This is a genomic window from Ornithinimicrobium carbonis (assembly GCF_977012275.1).
Genome location: NZ_OZ348993.1, coordinates 3273758 through 3290204, shown reverse-complemented (window position 1 = coordinate 3290204; position 16447 = coordinate 3273758). Strand labels below are relative to the sequence as shown.

General features: G+C 72.2%; 10 protein-coding genes and 1 pseudogene. 9 read left to right on the top strand and 2 right to left on the bottom strand.

Going from position 1 to position 16447, the window contains the following annotated elements; translation table 11 throughout:
- Positions 1-11 precede the first annotated feature (11 nt).
- The gene (locus ACWHYA_RS15125; protein ID WP_425940935.1) at positions 12-1682 is read left to right on the top strand and encodes an AMP-binding protein; all 1671 of its coding nucleotides are present in this window, start codon (positions 12-14) and stop codon (positions 1680-1682) included.
- A complete protein-coding gene (locus tag ACWHYA_RS15120) occupies positions 1679-2086 on the top strand; it encodes an acyl-CoA thioesterase (protein WP_425940936.1) in 408 nt (135 codons plus the stop codon). The genes ACWHYA_RS15125 and ACWHYA_RS15120 overlap by 4 nt, the downstream gene beginning before the upstream one ends.
- A gap of 18 nt (positions 2087-2104) precedes the next feature.
- On the opposite strand, the gene ACWHYA_RS15115 is transcribed toward ACWHYA_RS15120, so the two are convergent.
- Both ACWHYA_RS15115 and ACWHYA_RS15110 read right to left on the bottom strand, forming a co-directional pair.
- Positions 2105-2293 (bottom strand): type II toxin-antitoxin system VapB family antitoxin, encoded by a 189-nt coding sequence (locus ACWHYA_RS15115; protein ID WP_425940938.1) that lies wholly within the window; start codon positions 2291-2293, stop codon positions 2105-2107.
- 28 nt (positions 2294-2321) lie between these two features.
- Positions 2322-3092 (bottom strand): SDR family NAD(P)-dependent oxidoreductase, encoded by a 771-nt coding sequence (locus ACWHYA_RS15110; RefSeq protein WP_425940939.1) that lies wholly within the window; start codon positions 3090-3092, stop codon positions 2322-2324.
- An 89-nt stretch (positions 3093-3181) separates the two neighbouring features.
- Between ACWHYA_RS15110 and ACWHYA_RS15105 the strand changes: the two genes are divergently transcribed.
- The 7 genes and pseudogenes from ACWHYA_RS15105 to ACWHYA_RS15075 all read left to right on the top strand — a co-directional run.
- Entirely contained in the window at positions 3182-5548 is a 2367-nt protein-coding gene (locus ACWHYA_RS15105) for a bifunctional salicylyl-CoA 5-hydroxylase/oxidoreductase (protein WP_425940940.1), read from the top strand.
- Positions 5545-7617: an acetate--CoA ligase family protein gene (locus tag ACWHYA_RS15100; RefSeq protein WP_425940942.1), complete on the top strand. Its 2073-nt coding sequence runs from the start codon at positions 5545-5547 to the stop codon at positions 7615-7617. Before ACWHYA_RS15105 ends, ACWHYA_RS15100 begins: the two co-directional genes overlap by 4 nt.
- A gap of 4 nt (positions 7618-7621) precedes the next feature.
- Positions 7622-9157 carry an AMP-binding protein gene (locus tag ACWHYA_RS15095; protein ID WP_425940944.1) on the top strand — a complete coding sequence of 512 codons (1536 nt, stop codon included), beginning with the start codon at positions 7622-7624 and terminating at the stop codon, positions 9155-9157.
- Positions 9158-9173: 16 nt separating this feature from the next.
- Positions 9174-10709, top strand: coding sequence for an acyl-CoA mutase large subunit family protein (locus ACWHYA_RS15090; protein WP_425940946.1), 1536 nt, complete (start codon positions 9174-9176; stop codon positions 10707-10709).
- 472 nt (positions 10710-11181) lie between these two features.
- The gene (locus ACWHYA_RS15085) at positions 11182-12105 is read left to right on the top strand and encodes a sodium:calcium antiporter (protein ID WP_425940948.1); all 924 of its coding nucleotides are present in this window, start codon (positions 11182-11184) and stop codon (positions 12103-12105) included.
- A gap of 167 nt (positions 12106-12272) precedes the next feature.
- Complete coding sequence (locus ACWHYA_RS15080; protein ID WP_431473743.1) at positions 12273-15215, top strand: S8 family peptidase; 2943 nt, start codon at positions 12273-12275, stop codon at positions 15213-15215.
- 110 nt (positions 15216-15325) lie between these two features.
- Positions 15326-16415 (top strand): annotated as a pseudogene (locus ACWHYA_RS15075) (ISL3 family transposase); the annotation flags it as partial.
- Positions 16416-16447 lie beyond the last annotated feature (32 nt).

Here is a 16447-nt window from a genome sequence, read left to right as displayed (position 1 = left end):
GAGGGGCCCCGATGCCGCAGAACGAGCTCACCCCGAGCGCGCACGTCGACACCTTCTGCCGCGACAACCTGCCGCCACGGGAGCTGTGGCCGCAGTTCTGCTTCGACGTGCCCGAGGTGCACTACCCCGAGCGTCTCAACGCGGCCACGGTGCTGCTCGACGACGTCATCGACGGCATGCCGGGCGGTGCCGACCGGCCCTGCGTGCTCGCGACCGACGGCACGCGGTGGACCTACGGCGAGCTGCGGGCCCGCGCCAACCGGGTCGCCCACGTGCTGGTCGAGGACCTCGGACTCGTCCCGGGGAACCGGGTGCTCCTGCGCGGGCCGAACAACCCCTGGCTGGTGGCGGTCTGGTTCGCCGTGCTCAAGGCCGGTGGCGTCGTGGTGCCCACGATGCCGATGCTGCGACCCAAGGAGCTGGCGGCGATCGGGGAGGTCGGGCGGTTCGACATCGCGATCTGCGACCACCGTTTCACCGAGGACCTGCTGCGGGCCGGCGTGAAGGACCTGCGGACCTTCACCTACGGGGGCGCGGTGGAGGGTCTGGCGGACATCACCGCCCTGGCGGAGAGCAAGCCCGACGTCTTCGACGACGTGGACACGGCCGCGGACGACGTGTCGATGCTGGCCTTCACCTCCGGCACGACCGGCCGCCCCAAGGCCACCATGCACTTCCACCGGGACATCCTGGCCAACGCCGACACCTTCTCCCGCTACGTCCTGCAGCCGCGGGCCGACGACGTCTTCATCGGGACGCCGCCGATCGCCTTCACCTTCGGCCTCGGCGGGCTGGTCGTCTTCCCCCTCCGGGTGGGCGCGAGCACGCTCATGGTCGAGAAGGCCACGCCCGAGCAGCTGGCCGACCTGGTCGCCGAGCACGGCGCCACGGTCTGCTTCACCGCTCCCACGGCATACCGGGCCATGCTCGCGAAGGGGAAGGCGCCGCAGCTGCGCACCCTGCGCCGCGCGGTCTCCGCGGGCGAGCACCTGCCGCGGGACACCTGGGAGCGCGTCAACGAGGAGACCGGGCTCCGGCTCATCGACGGCATCGGCTCCACCGAGATGCTGCACATCTTCATCTCCGCGGCCGACGACGACATCCGGCCCGGCTCGACGGGCAGGCCGGTCCCGGGATACCAGGCCAAGATCGTGGACAAGGCCGGCCGCGACGCCCCCGACGGGACCCCCGGGCGGCTCGCGGTCAAGGGTCCGACCGGGTGCCGCTACCTCGCCGACGAGCGCCAGGTGCTCTACGTCCAGGACGGCTGGAACCTGACCGGTGACACCTTCATCCGGGACGAGGACGGCTACTTCTGGTACCAGGCGCGCTCGGACGACATGATCATCAGCTCGGGCTACAACATCTCCGGGACCGAGGTCGAGGAGGCGCTCATCTCCCACCCCGAGGTCATGGAGTGCGCGGTCGTGGGCGCCCCGGACGAGGACCGGGGGCACGTGGTCAAGGCCTACGTCGTGCCGCGCGGCGGGGTCGCCGCGCTCGGCGGGGCGGAGGGCGAGGCGACGCTGCGCAAGGCGCTCCAGGACCACGTCAAGGGGATCATCGCGCCCTACAAGTACCCGCGGCAGATCGACTTCATCGACGCCCTCCCGCGCACCTCGACCGGCAAGGTGCAGCGCTTCGTGCTGCGCCGGGAGGCCAAGGAGGGCGCCTCCTCGTGACCCGGGCCAGCGTCACCCGCGTCGTCGACTGGTGCGACACCGACGCCGCCGGGCACTACCACCACTCCGCGGTCATCCGCTGGGTCGAGGCGGCCGAGAACGAGCTGCACACCACGCTGGGCCTGCCGCAGCTCTACGGCGCCGTGCCCCGCGTGCGCTACGAGGTGGACTACCTCGACCGGCTGTGGTTCCGCGACGAGGTGACCACCTCCCTGTGGGTGGAGCAGGTGGGCGGCTCCTCGCTCGTCTACGGCTTCGAGGTCGAGGGTCCGCGCGGGCCTGCCGCGCGGGGACGGATGGTCTGCGTCAACGTGGGCAGCCGCTCCGGGCAGGGCCCGCACGACGGCGAGGGGCCTCCGGCGACCCCGTGGCCAGACGAGGTGCGGGCGGCGCTGACCTCCTGAGGCCGGGGGACACGGCATCTAGCGCAGCTCGTCGACGTCGCCGTCCCAGCCGGTGCCCTCGAGCTCGAGGAGCTCCTCACGCGTGGGTACGGGGCCGGCGAGCCGACGCAGCGCGAGGTCGACGGCCTCCTCCTTGGTGCGCAGCCCGAAGCGCCGCATCACCGTGGTGACCAGTTCGTCGTCCATGCCGACGTTCGTGCGCGCCATGTCCCATCTATACACCTTGGGTGTCGGCTCAGAGCGGCATGAAGCGGCCGCCGTTGACGTCGAGCACGACGCCGGTGATGTAGGACGCCCCCGGACCGGCGAGGAAGAGCACCGGGTCGACGATCTCGCGCAGCTCGGGGAAGCGCGCGAGGGGGATGGCGCCGAGCACCTCGTCGCGCTCGCCCGCCGGCATCTCGTCGTACATCTGCTGCAGGCGCCCGGTGAGGAAGAGGCCGGGCGCGACCGCGTTCACGCGCTGTCCGCGGCCGCCGACCTCGCGGGCGAGCCGGCGGGTCAGGCCCAGCACCGCGGCCTTGGACGCGGCGTACGGCACGCCGGTCACGGGGGAGGGCTGCCGCCCGCCGATCGAGGACACCGTCACGACCGCGCCGTCGTCGGGCATCCGGGCCAGCGCGGCCTGGGCGCAGTAGAAGGTGCCCTTGACGTTAACGTCCACGACGAGGTCGACGTGCTCGGGCTCGATCTCGTCCAGGCCCTTAGGCGTGCCCAGCGACCCGCCGGCCAGCGTGACCAGCACGTCCAGGCCGCCCAGGTCGGCGAGCACCGAGTCCATCACCGCCACCACGGCGTCCCGGTCGCTGACGTCCAGCTCGTAACCCCGGGCGGGCACCCCATACCCCTCGCGGAGCGCGGCCGCGGCCTCCTCGGTGCCCTGCACGTCGAGGACCGCCACGGCGGCACCCTCGGCGGCGAAGCCCTCGCCGACCGCCCGTCCGATGCCGCCCGCCCCGCCGGTCACCACGGCGACCTTCCCGCCGAACGCGCCCTCGCCCGCCATCGCAAACCTTCTTCCGTGTCATTGACGACCGTCGTGAAGTCAACATAGTCTGCCGGTGCTGGCAACGACAACGGCGAAGGAGTCGGTGGATGCGCATCGCGATCATCGGGGGAGGCCCCGGTGGGCTCTACTTCGCAGCGCTCACCAAGGCGCTCGACCCGTCCCACGAGATCACGGTGTGGGAGCGCAACGCCCCCGACGACACCTTCGGCTTCGGGGTGGTCTTCTCCGACGAGACCCTCGGCGGCATCGAGCACGCCGACCGCGCGGTCTTCGAGGCGATGCAGCGCGACTTCGCGCGCTGGGACGACATCGACGTCCACCTCGACGGGCAGGTCTTCACCTCGGGCGGCCACGGCTTCGCGGCGATGACGCGCAAGCGGCTCCTGGAGATCCTGCAGGCCCGCTGCCGCGAACTCGGTGTCACCATGCACTTCCGGACCGAGGCCCCGGACGTCGAGGAGCTGGCCCGCGACCACGACCTCGTGCTCGCCGCCGACGGGCTCAACTCGGCCGTGCGCCGTCGCTTCGGGCAGACCTACCGGCCCACCCTCGACGCGCGCAGCGCCAAGTACATGTGGCTCGGGACCTCCAAGGTCTTCGACGCCTTCAAGTTCTTCATCCTGCGCACCCCGTGGGGTGTCATGCAGGTGCACGGCTACCCCTACGACGCCACCGGCTCGACCTTCATCCTGGAGATGCACGAGGACGTGTGGCGTGCCGCAGGCTTCGACGCGTCCGAGGGCAGGCAGTGGGCGCCGGGGGAGAGCGACGAGGAGTCGATCGCGCGCGTCCGCGAGCTGTGCGCCGACATCTTCGAGGGTCACGACATCTTCGCCAACAACTCGCGCTGGATCACCTTCACCACGGTGCGCAACGAGACGTGGCGCGCCGGTGAGCGGGGCAACGTCGTCATCCTCGGCGACGCCGCGCATACCGCCCACTTCTCGATCGGCTCGGGCACCAAGCTGGCGATGGAGGACGCCCTCGCGCTCGCGGCCTGCCTGCACGAGCAGGGCTCGGTCGACGAGGCGCTCACGGCCTACGAGGCCGAGCGCAAACCGGTCGTCGAGTCCACCCAGCGGGCGGCGCAGGCGAGCCTGGAGTGGTTCGAGAACCTCGGACAGTACGTCTCGCAGGACCCCGAGCAGTTCGCCTTCAACATCATGACCCGCAGCCGACGGGTCACCCACGACAACCTCAAGGTCCGCGACCCCGAGTTCGTGACGAGGATCGACGAGTGGTTCGCCAGGTCCACGCCCGGCGGCCGGCCGGACACCCCGCCGATGTTCCAGCCCTTCCGTCTGGGCGAGCTCGAGCTGACCAACCGCGTCGTGGTCTCCCCGATGGACATGTACGTCTCTCCCGGCGACGGCATGCCGACCGACTTCCACCTGGTCCACCTCGGTGGAAAGGCCATGGGCGGGGCCGGGCTGGTCATGACCGAGATGGTCTGCGTGTCCCCGGAGGGCCGGATCACGCCGGGCTGCACCGGGATCTGGAGCGAGGAGCAGACCGCGGCCTGGGGACGGATCGTGCAGAGCGTGCACGACCTGTCGTCGGCGAAGATCGGGCTGCAGATCGGCCACTCCGGCCGCAAGGGCTCCACCAAGCTCATGTGGGAGGGCATCGACGAGCCGTTGGAGGAGGGCAACTGGGAGGTGGTCGGCCCCTCGCCCCTGCCCTACCGGGAGGGCGTCAACCAGGTCCCGCGCGAGCTGAGCCCGGCCGACATGGAGCAGATCACGGACGAGTTCGTCGAGGCGGCCCGCCGCGGCGCCGAGGCCGGCTTCGACCTGCTCGAGCTGCACTGCGCGCACGGCTACCTGCTCTCCTCCTTCATCTCGCCCCTGACCAACCAGCGGACGGACGACTACGGCGGCGATCTGGCGGGTCGGCTGCGCTACCCGCTGGAGGTGTTCGCCGCGATGCGGGAGGTGTGGCCGGCGGAGCGGCCGATGACCGTGCGCATCTCGGCGACCGACTGGACCGAGGGCGGGATCGACGTCGAGGGCGCCGTCCAGATCGCCCAGGCCTTCAAGGACGCCGGTGCCGCGGCGATCGACGTCTCCTCCGGGCAGGTCACGCCGGACGAGCAGCCGGCGTTCGGCCGCTCCTACCAGACCCCCTTCGCCGACGCGATCCGCAACCGGGTCGGCATCCCCACGATCGCGGTCGGGATCATCTCCTCCTGGGACGACGTCAACTCGATCGTCCTGGCCGGCCGCGCCGACCTGTGCGCCGTCGGCCGGGCCCACCTCTACGACCCGAGCTGGACCCTGCACGCGGCCGTCGAGCAGGACTACGACGGACCCGGTGCGGTGTGGCCGCAACCGTGGCGCGCCGGGCGGCGCAAGCCGCAGGGTGGGCGCTCGGACGGCCCCAAGCCGCGGCTGCAGCTGGTCCGTGAGGGTGAGCCGCAGGCCCGGCACGCACGGTGGAGGCCCGGCCGGTGACCCTGCGCCCCCTCTGGGAGGCCCGCGGCGTCGCGGTCGTCGGGGCGAGCGACCGCCCCGGCGCGGTGGGCCGCCTGCCGGTCGAGTTCCTCCGGCGCTACGGCTATGCCGGCGGTGTCTACCCGGTCCGGCCCGACGGCGCACCCGTCTGCGGCCTGCCGTCGTACGCCTCCGTCGTCGACGCGGGCCGGCACGGGCCGGTCGACCTGGCCATGCTGATGGTCGCGGCGGACAAGGTGGTCGGGGGGGTGCGCGACTGCGCCGCGGCCGGTGTGCCCGTCGTCATCGTCTGCTCCAGCGGCTTCGCCGAGACCGGGGAGACGGGCGCCGCGCTGCAGGACGAGCTCGTCGGGGTGGCCCGGGAGCTGGGCGTCCGGGTCCTGGGGCCCAACTGCATCGGCACCGTCGGCACGGGCAGCGGGCAGGTCAGTTCCTTCAGCCCGCTGTTCTCGGGGGAGTCGACCGAGCTGGTTCCGGGCGGCCTCGGCTTCGTCAGCCAGAGCGGTGCCCTGGGGTATGGCGCGGTCTCGCTCGCGTTCCAGCGCGGGCTCGGTCTCGGCTGGGTGGTCAACACCGGCAACGAGGCCGACATCGGTGCGGCCGAGGTCATGGCCGAGATCGCCCGGGAGCCCGGGTGCACCGGGATCCTGGGGTATGCCGAGTCGCTCACCGACGTCGGTGCGCTGGCGCAGGTGGTCGCCTCCGGCGTGCCCGTCGCGGTGCTGAAGGCCGGCCGGTCGGAGTCCGGAGCCCGGGCGGCCGCCTCGCACACGGGAGCGCTCGCGACCGGGGACAGGGTCGTCGACGCGGCGCTGCGGCAGGCGGGGGTCGTGCGGGTCGACGACATCGAGGAGCTGCTGGACGTCGGTGACGTCATGGGCCTGGTCCCGTCGGTGCGGGGACGGCAGGTGCGCCGCGTCGCGGTCGTGACGACCTCCGGCGGGTCCGGGATCCTGGCGGCCGACGCGATCGAGGCCGCGGGGAGGGGCCTGGAGCTGGCGGCCCTGTCGGAGCCGACGCTGGCCGCGCTGGAGGAGATCGTGCCGGCCTTCGGCTCGACGGCCAACCCGGTCGACGTCACGGCCTCGGTGATGAGCGACCCGGCCCTCTTTGACAGGGCGCTGAGCGTGATCGCCGAGGACGGGAACGTGGACGCGATCGTCGCCTGCTTCTGCGTCCTCACCGGCAAGGACGTCGACGACGTCGTCGCGGCCCTCGCGCGGGTCCGGGAAACCCGCGACGTCCCCGTCGTCGTCGTGCGCACCGGTGCCGACCACCTGGCCCCCGACGCCGGCGCCGCCATGCGCGCCGCCGGCCTCCCGGCATACCCCACCCCCGAGCGCGGTGTCCGGGCGCTCGCCGCCCTCGGCCGGATGGCTGCGTCGGAGCACCGGGACCGGCCGACCTCGTCCCCGGTCGACCTGGAGCTGTCCTGGGACATGGGCGAGGACGCGCTCAAGCAGGCCCTCGCCCGGCACGGCCTGCCGGTGCCGGTCGGGCGGATCGCCCTCGACCGCGCCGACGCCGTCGCCGCGGTCGAGGAGGCAGGCGGGCTCGCGGTCCTCAAGGCCGTCGTCCCCGGCCTGCTCCACAAGTCCGACGCCGGCGGCGTGGTCCTGGCCGTCACCGCGGAGGCTGCCCCGGACGTCTTCGACCGCCTCGCCGCGATGGGTGGCTCCGTCCTCGTCGAGGAGATGGTGCCCGGCGGCGTCGAGGCGCTCGTCGGCACCACCGACAGCCCGCTCGGACGGGTGCTCACGGTCGGCGTCGGCGGGATCCTCACCGAGCTGGTAGCTGACGTCGCCCTGCGGCTGCTGCCCGTCGACCGCCAGGACGTGGAGGAGATGCTCGACGAGACCCGGCTGGCCCGCCTGCTCGACGGCGTCCGCGGTCAGGGCCCCGCCGACCGGGCCGCGCTCGTCGACACCGTCCTGGCCGTTGCCGACGTCGCTGCAGCCCTCCCGCCCGGCGCCGAGCTCGACCTCAACCCGGTGACGGTGCTGGCCCAGGGCCGGGGAGCACGCATCCTCGACGCGGCCCTCGCCATACCCCAGGAAGCAGGAGACTGACGCCATGGACATCGGCACGCTGGTCACCCGGGCCGGCCACCGCTTCGGCGACCGGGTCGCGATCGAGGGCACCGACGCCTCCCAGAGGCGGACGTTCGCCGAGCTCGCCGACCGCGTCAGCCGTGTCGCCGGCGGCCTTCTCGCGCTCGGGCTCGAGCCCGGCGACCGCGTCCTGGACCTGCAGAGCAACAGCACCACCTACGTCGAGACCGACCTGGCGATCCGCGCCGCCGGGCTGGTGCGGGTCGCCCTCAACTACCGGCTGCACCCGAGCGACTGGCAGCGGATCGCCGCCGACTCCGGCGCGCGGGGACTGGTGTACGCGGAGCGGTTCGCCGACGACATCGCGCCGGTGCGGGAGCAGGTGCCGCACGTGGTCGTGGTCGGCGACGGCCCCGAGACCTCCCTCGAAGCTCTGGCGAGCGACGCCACCGCCGGGACGCTGCCGGTCCGCGCACCCGACGACCTGTGCGGCCTGCACTACTCCTCGGGCACGACCGGTCACCCCAAGGGCGCGCAGCGCACGCACCGCAACTGGTTCGCCTCGATCGTGAACATGACCCAGGACGTCCTCGACGGCCCGCCCGGCCCCGACGACTGCTACGTCCACGCCGGCCCGGTCACGCACACCAGCGGCCTGTTCGTGCTGCCCTTCCTCGTCGCCGGCGCGCGGCAGATCGTGCTGCCGACGTGGGACCCGCAGACCTTCGTCGAGGCGGTCGTCGAGCGGGGCGCCACCCACTCCGCGCTCGTGCCGACGATGGTCGCGCGCCTGATGTCGCACGGCGCCACCCGGGAGGAGCTCGCCGGGCTGAAGATGCTGGGCTACGCGGGCGCCCCCATGCCGCCCGAGCAGATGCGCCGGGCGCACGACCAGCTCACGCCCCACCTGGTGCAGTACTACGGCCTGGTCGAGGCGATCCCGCCGGTCACCGTCCTGGACGCCGCGGACCACGCGCGCGGCCTGGGCGGGGAGCCGGAGCTGCTCACCAGCGCCGGCCGCCCGGCGCTCGGCGTCGAGCTCGCCGTCGTCGACGAGGACGGCCGTCGCCTCGCGCCCGGTGAGGTCGGTGAGGTCATCACCCGCGGCGACCACGTCATGGCCGGCTACTACAACGCCGCGCAGCGCAGCGACCTGTCCAAGGCCGTCGTCGACGGCTGGCTGCACACAGGCGACCTGGGTCGTCTCGACGAGGAGGGCCACCTCTGGCTGATCGACCGCAAGGGCGACATGATCATCAGCGGCGGCTACAACATCTACCCGCGCGAGGTCGAGGAGGTCGTCGCCGAGCTGCCGGACGTGGCCCAGGTCGCGGTGCTCGGGGTCACCGACCCCGACTGGGGACAGCGGGTCGTCGCCTTCGTGACCCCGCGCGCCGGGACCCGCGTGACCGAGGACCAGGTGCGCGAGCACTGCGCGAGCCGCCTGGCGTCGTACAAGAAGCCCAAGGAGGTCCGCGTCGTGGAGGAGTTCCCCCTCAACTCCACCGGCAAGATCGCCAAGAAGCAGCTGCGCGCGCAGCTGGAGGAGGGCTCGTGAGCCCAGGAGGTATGCCGTGAGCTGGGAGGATCCGCAGCTCCGGGTCGACTACGCGCCGGAGGGCGCGGAGCACCCGGGCGAGTACCCCTACACGCGGGGGGTCAGCGCCGAGCCCAAGGTCTGGATCATGGGCCAGTACGCCGGCTTCGGGACCGCCAAGGAGTCCAACGCCCGCTTCCGCGCGCTGCTGGACGCGGGCGTCACCGGCTTCTCCGTGGCGATGGACCTGCCGAGCCAGATGGGCATCGACTCCGACGACCCGCGCGCGGCCGGCGAGGTGGGTCGGGTCGGCGTGGCCATCGACAGCCTCGCCGACATCGAGGTGCTGATGGACCGCATACCGCTGGAGGAGCTGTCCCAGGTCCGCACCACCGCCAACTCCATCGGCTACCTGTGGGCCGCGCTGTTCGTCGCGCTCGCTGAGAAGCGCGGGGTGCACCCGGACCGGTTCGGCATGTTCATCCAGAACGACGTGCTCAAGGAGTTCATCGCCCGCGGCACCCAGATCTTCCCGCCGGAGGCCTCGCTGCGGCTGTCGGTCGACTGCATCGAGTACGTCGCGCGCGAGGCGCCGAGCTGGGTGCCGCTGGCGATGAGCGGCTACCACATCCGCGAGTCCGGGTCGTCGGCGACGCAGGAGATCGCGTTCACGTTCGCCAACGCCCGTGCCTACCTGGACGAGTGCGTGCGCCGAGGGATCGACGTGGACCAGGTGGCACCGACGCTGTTCACCTTCCTGGCGATCACGACCGACGTCCTGCCCGAGGTCGCGAAGTTCCGGGCGGCCCGACGGGTCTGGGCGCGCCTCATGCGCGAGCGCTACGGGACCACGGACCCGCGCTCGGAGCAGCTGCGCATCTTCGCGTTCACCGCCGGTTCGACGCTGACCGCCCAGCAGCCGATGAACAACGTGGTCCGGACCTCGGTGGAGGCGACGATCGCGGCGCTGGCCGGGGTGCAGACGCTGCACGTGTCCGCCTACGACGAGGCGCTGGGCGTCCCGACCGAGGCGGCCGCGACCCTCGCGCTGCGCACCCAGCAGGTGGTCGCCCACGAGACCGGCCTCACCACCACCCTCGACCCCTTCGCCGGCTCGTACGCCGTCGAGACGCTGACGGACGAGCTCGAGACCTCGATCTGGGCGCTGATGGAGGACGTCGAGGAGCGTGGCGGCGCGCTGGAGGCCATCGGGTCGGGCCGGTTCGCGCGGGACCTGTCGGAGGCGGCCTACCGGCTGGCCCGGTCGGTCGAGTCCGGGGAACGGACCGTGGTCGGGGTCAACACGTTCCCCGCCAGGACCGAGCCGCTCGAGGTGTTCACGATCGACCCCGGCACCGAGCAGGCGCAGGCGGAGTCGGTGCGCCGGCTGCGCCAGAGCCGCGACCAGGCCGCCGTCGACGCGGCCCTCACCCGCCTGGGGGAGGACGTGCGGGCCGGCCGGTCGGTGATGCCGGCCACGATCGAGGCGGTGAGGGCCTACGCGACGATCGGCGAGGTGGTCGCGGTCCTGAGGGAGGAGTTCGGCAGCTGGCGACCCAGCGCCGACTTCTGAGGCGAATCCGGCTCTTCGTCTTCGAGGGTGGGGTGAGCGCGGCGCGCCGACGGGCTGGGTGAGGCGGGGACGGGGTCGAGGTCCCCGATGATCAGAGGACTCTGACCTCTCCTGATCTCCAAGGACCTCGACGTGAATCACCCTACGTCGTGCTGCCGTGCCCTGGGCGCCGGCGGCGCGTACTGCCACAATTGCGACCTGCTCCTGGGGCTGGAGGGCCTGCATGTGCTGGCGGTCGACCGCGGCCCGGACCTGCTCACCGTCACGGTGGAGTCGACACCAGGGCCGGTCGGGTGCCCGGCCTGCGGAGTGGTGGCCGAGTCGCTGGGCCGGCGGACGGTTCGGTTGGTCGACGCGCCGTGCTTCACGTGGCGCTCGCCTACCGGTCGGGGCTCGTGCGGCCGTAGGCGGGCCGGTGGCTGGTGGGCCGCTCCGCAGGACGTGGGGCCCTTCGCCCCTAGTGTGCGTGCGCGTGGACCGCGACGCCGGCCGCATCCTCCTCGGGCTCGTCCTCCTGGTCGCCGGTGGTGAGCTGCTCGTCCGGGGCGCGTCGTCGCTCGCCGTGCGGGTGGGACTCAGCCCGCTGGTGGTGGGCCTCACGGTGGTGTCGGTCGCGACGTCCTCGCCGGAGCTGGCGGTGAGCGTCGGCGCCGAGCTCGACGGGCAGTCCGACCTCGCCGTCGGCAACGTCGTGGGCTCCAACGCCGCCAATGTGCTGCTGATCCTGGGCATCTCGGCGCTCGTGCTGCCGCTGAGTGTGCGCGAACAGCTGGTGCGCTTCGACGTGCCGTTCCTCGTGGGGCTGCCGGTGCTGCTGCTCGTCCTCGCCCTGGACGGCCGGCTCTCCACCGGGGAGGGCGTGCTGCTGCTCGTGGCGATGGTCGTGCACACGGTGCTGACCGTGGTGGTCCGCGGCGTCGGAAGGCCGCCGCGCAGGCCCCGGACGAGACCGAGGCCGGCAAGCCACCCGCCCGGCTCGTCGTCTCGCTGCTCCTCGTCGTCGCGGACGTCGCCCTGCTCGTCGTTGGGCAGCTGCATCGCCAACCTCGGGCTGGTGCTCGGCCTTCCGGCGGTGATCTCCTCCGGCGGCCTGCCCGTCGCCCCGGCCGCGGTCGCCCTCGACATCCCGCTCATGCTGGCGGCGAGCGTGGCCCTGTTGCCGGTGGTCCTGACCGGCTTCTGCGTCGCCCGGTGGGAGGGCGGGCTGTTCGTCCTGCTCTACGGCGCCTACGTCGGGTATGTCGTGCTCCAGGCGATCAACCACGACGCCCTCGAGGGGTTCACCCTGTTGATGGTGGTCTTCGTCCTGCCGCTCGTGCTCGTCACTCTCGTCAGCACGGTGGTCTTCGAGGCCGGGGTCCGGCGCGGCCGGCGGGAGGCGCTGCAGGACCATTGACCCGGGGGAAAGCGAGCGCTAGCGTCCTGCGGGTGCGCTCACGCAAGGCAGGGTGACGCCGATGTCGCCGGTGCCGCGCGCACGTCTCGGCTGCGACGGCGCTACCGGGGACAAGGAGAACGAGCATGGGGCACAGAGGGCGCAGGACCTGGGCAGTGGTCGGGGCGATGAGCATCGGGATGTCGATGGGGCTGGCCTCCATCGCCTCCGCCGCACCTGACGACGCGGAGCTCACCTTCGACGGCCGGGTCGTGGAGAAGAGCGAGACCGGCAGCTACGTGGTCCTGATGGAGGAGGATCCGTTGGTGGTCACCGTCGGCCGCGACCGGATCGACACGCCGTCCGGACGGGCGAAGGGCCGCGAGATGCGGGCAGAGCATGCGCGCGCGGCCGATGCGGCGGACGTGCGCATCCTCAACGACTACACCGTTGCCCTCAACGGGTTCTCGGCGCAGATGTCCCACAAGCAGGCGACGGCGCTGGCCGCGCGTGAGGACGTGAGGCTGGTCCTGCCAGACGTGTGGCGGGAGGCCACCACCGACTCCAGCCCCGAGTTTCTCGGTCTGACGGGCGCCGGTGGCGCGTGGGCCAACGGCCTGACCGGCGAGGGCGTCGTGGTCGGTGTGATCGACACCGGCATCTGGCCCGAGCACCTGAGCTTCGCCGACGACGGCAGCTACCCGGCCGCCCCGGAGGACGTGCCCGAGGACCTCCCGTGCGAGTTCGGCAACTCCGAGCACAACGCGGCCGACGCCCCCTTCGACTGCAACAACAAGCTGCTCGGCGCACGGCAGATGCTCGAGACCTACCGGTCCGTCGTCGGCGCCGAGCCCTTCGAGTTCGACTCGGCGCGCGACGACAACGGGCACGGCACCCACACCGCCTCCACGGCGGCGGGCAATGCCGGGGTGCCCGCCACCATCGAGGGCCAGGACCTCGGCGAGGTCTCCGGCATCGCGCCGGGCGCCCACGTCATTGCCTACAAGGGGCTCGGGACGCTCGGCGGGTTCTCCTCGGACCTGGCCGCCTCGATCGACCAGGCCGTGACCGACGGCGTCGACGTGATCAACTACTCGATCGGCGGCGGAGCCTCTCTCAACGGCGCGGACGACCTCGCGTTCCTCTTCGCGGCGGACGCGGGCGTCTTCGCCGCCACCTCAGGCGGCAACTCGGGTCCGGGGGCCGGGACCATCGGTGGGCCCGGGAGCGTGCCGTGGATCACGACGGTCGGCGCCAGCACCCAGTCGCGGTTCTGGCAGGGCACGATCGAGCTCGGCAACGGCGAGAGCTATGTCGGCGCATCGCTGACGGACGACGTGCCCGACCAGACCCCGCTCGTGGACGCCGCCTTCGCCTACAAGGGAAGGCCGACCGCGCCCGACGCCGACCTGTGCCTGCCGGGGACCCTCAAGCCCGGGGTCGTGCGGGACGCCATCGTGCTGTGCCGCCGGGGTGTGATCGCCCGGACCGACAAGAGCCTGGCGGTGCAGCAGGCCGGTGGCGCGGGGATGATCATGTACGAGAACGACGACGCCGGCGACCGCATGACGGACAACCACCACGTCCCCACGGTGCACGTGGACAACACCCCGGGTCTGGCGATCAAGGCCTACATCGCCGGCAAGCCGCTGCGCAAGGCCACGGCCGCCCTGGTCGACACCGCGACAGCCGGCGTCTTCGAGGGCGCCCCGTCCATGACGTCGTTCTCCTCACGCGGGCCGGACACGGTCGCCCTCGACCTGATCAAGCCGGACGTCACCGCACCGGGGCTGCAGATCCTCGCCGGTGCGAGCCCCTACGCGGACCCGGGCGGCAACGACTTCCAGTCGATCGCCGGCACCTCGATGTCGAGCCCGCACGTCGCGGGGCTGTTCGCGCTGCTCAAGCAGGAGCACCCGGACTGGTCGGCCGCCGCGGCCAAGTCGGCGCTGATGACCACGGCCAGCCAGGACGTGCGCAGCAACGACCGCCTGACCCCGGCCACACCCTTCGAGATGGGCGCCGGTCACGTCGCCCCGGGCTCGCCCACGGAGACCGGCTCGTCCTTCGACCCCGGCCTGGTCTACGACGCGGGGCTGTTCGAGTACGTCGGGTTCCTGTGCGACGCCGCCCCCGGGACCTTCACGGCGGGCAGCTGCGCGTTCGTCGAGGGCCGGGGTGTTCCGATGGAGTCGGAGGACCTCAACGTCCCCTCCATCGGCGTCTCGGACGTGCCCGGCACGAAGACGGTGACCCGCACGGTCACGAGCGTGTCCGACACGGCACAGACCTACACCGTGTCGGTGGACGCCCCGGAAGGGTTCGAGGCCGTCGTCTCGCCGACGACGCTGGAGCTCGGCCCGGGCGAGTCCGCCTCCTACACGGTCACGCTGAACACCCTGGACGCCGAGATCGGGGACTGGCGCTTCGGATCGCTGACCTGGAGCAGCGGCAGCTACGACGCGACCAGCCCCATCGCCGCACGCGCCTCGTTGCTGAGCGTCCCGGACGAGGTGACCGGTTCCGGTGAGGCCGGGTCCGTCAGCTTCGACGTCACGTTCGGCTATGACGGCGAGTACACCGCCGGCGACCACGGCCTGACTCCCGCCACCGTGTGGGTGGACGACGTCGCCCAGGACCCGGACCAGACGTTCGACCCGGGCGACGTGGGCAACGGCGCCGTGGCCCACGAGGTGACGACGACGGACGCCGCCCTGCTGCGGGTGGTGATCCCGCCGGACGGCGTCACGGACCCTGATGTCGACATCGACCTGTTCGTGCACGACTCGGCCGGCAACCTGGTCGCCTCCAGCACCAACGGTGGCACCGACGAGCAGATCGACCTGGTCCTGCCCGCCGACGACACCTACAGCGTCTACATCCACGGGTGGCAGACCGTGGACCCGACGACGTCGGTCACGAGCTACCTGTGGGTCCTGCAGGCCGACCCGTCGGCAGACGACGGCAGCCTCACCGTCGACGGGCCGGCGGCGGCCAGCGTCGGCGCCACGGAGACCGTCACCGCGTCGTGGACCGGGGCGACCGCGGATCAGTGGCACCTCGGCGCCGTCTCGCACAACGACGGCGACGGCGTCATGGAGCTGACGGTGGTCGACATCGACAACCGGTAGCCGGTCGTCACAGCAGCGGGAGGGGCTCCGGTCGAGCGACCGGGGCCCCTCCTCGTGCTCAGTCCCTGCTTACCGAGTTTCGGCGACTCGCCGGACGAACCCCCACCCCGGTCGTGCTGCTGTGGCACAAGCGCCGCTACCGGTGCCGCGAGGACGCCTGCGAGAAGGTCACGTTCACCGAACAGGAACTGGACCTGGCCCGCCCTCGTGGGCTGCTCACCACCCGTGCCGCGCGGTGGACGATCGCGCAGATCCGGCGCGAGCACGCCTCGGTGCAGGGCGTGGCCCGCCAGCTCGGGGTGCGGTGGCGCACGGTGTGGGCCGCGATCAAGCCGATCTTGACCGCAGCCGCCGCTGAGGAGTCCCGCTTCGCCGGCGTCACCGCCCCCGGGGTGGACGAGCACGTGTGGCACCACGTCTCCACCTGGGCGCCCGAGGACGGCGGCCGAGGACCCAAGGAGCTGACCGGCATGGTCGACCTGACCGTCGATGAGAACGGGGAGGTCAGTGCCCGTCTGCTGGACCGGTCCAGGGTCGTACCCGGGCCGCGTACGCCGACTGGCTGGAGGCACGCGGGGAGGAGTTCACCGCGGGTGTGGACGTGGCCACCCTCGACCCGTTCCAGGGGTACAAGAGCGCCATCGGCGATGAGCTGGCCGACGCCACGGCGGTCCTGGACGCCTTCCATGTCGTCGCGCTGGGCACCAAGTGTGTGGACGAGATGAGGCGGCGGGTGCAGCAGGACACCACCGGGCACCGTGGTCGCAAGGGCGACCCGCTGTACGGGATCCAGAACGTCCTGCGCGCCGGCTCCGAGAACCTCACCGACAAGCAGCGCGGGCGCATCGAACGGGCCTTCGCCGCGCACGCCGAACACGAGAAGGTCGACCTGACCTGGCAGTGCGCCCAGCAGCTGCGCGCCGCCTACAAGCATGGGACAAGGCCGAGGGTCGCAAGATCGCCGAGCGCATCGTCGCCTCGTTCCCCTCCTGCCCGATCCCCGAGGTAGCCCGCCTGGGCCGGACCCTGCGCAAGTGGAAAGAGGCGTTCCTGGCCTACTTCGACACCGGCGCCACCAACGGCGGCACCGAGGCCACCAACGGCCTCATCGAGCTCCACCGCCGCATCGCACGAGGCCTGACCAACTTCGAGAACTACCGCCTGCGCATGCTCCTCATCGGCGGAGGGCTGAACCTATGACCCCACCCTCAAAGACGAAGTGCCGCGAATCC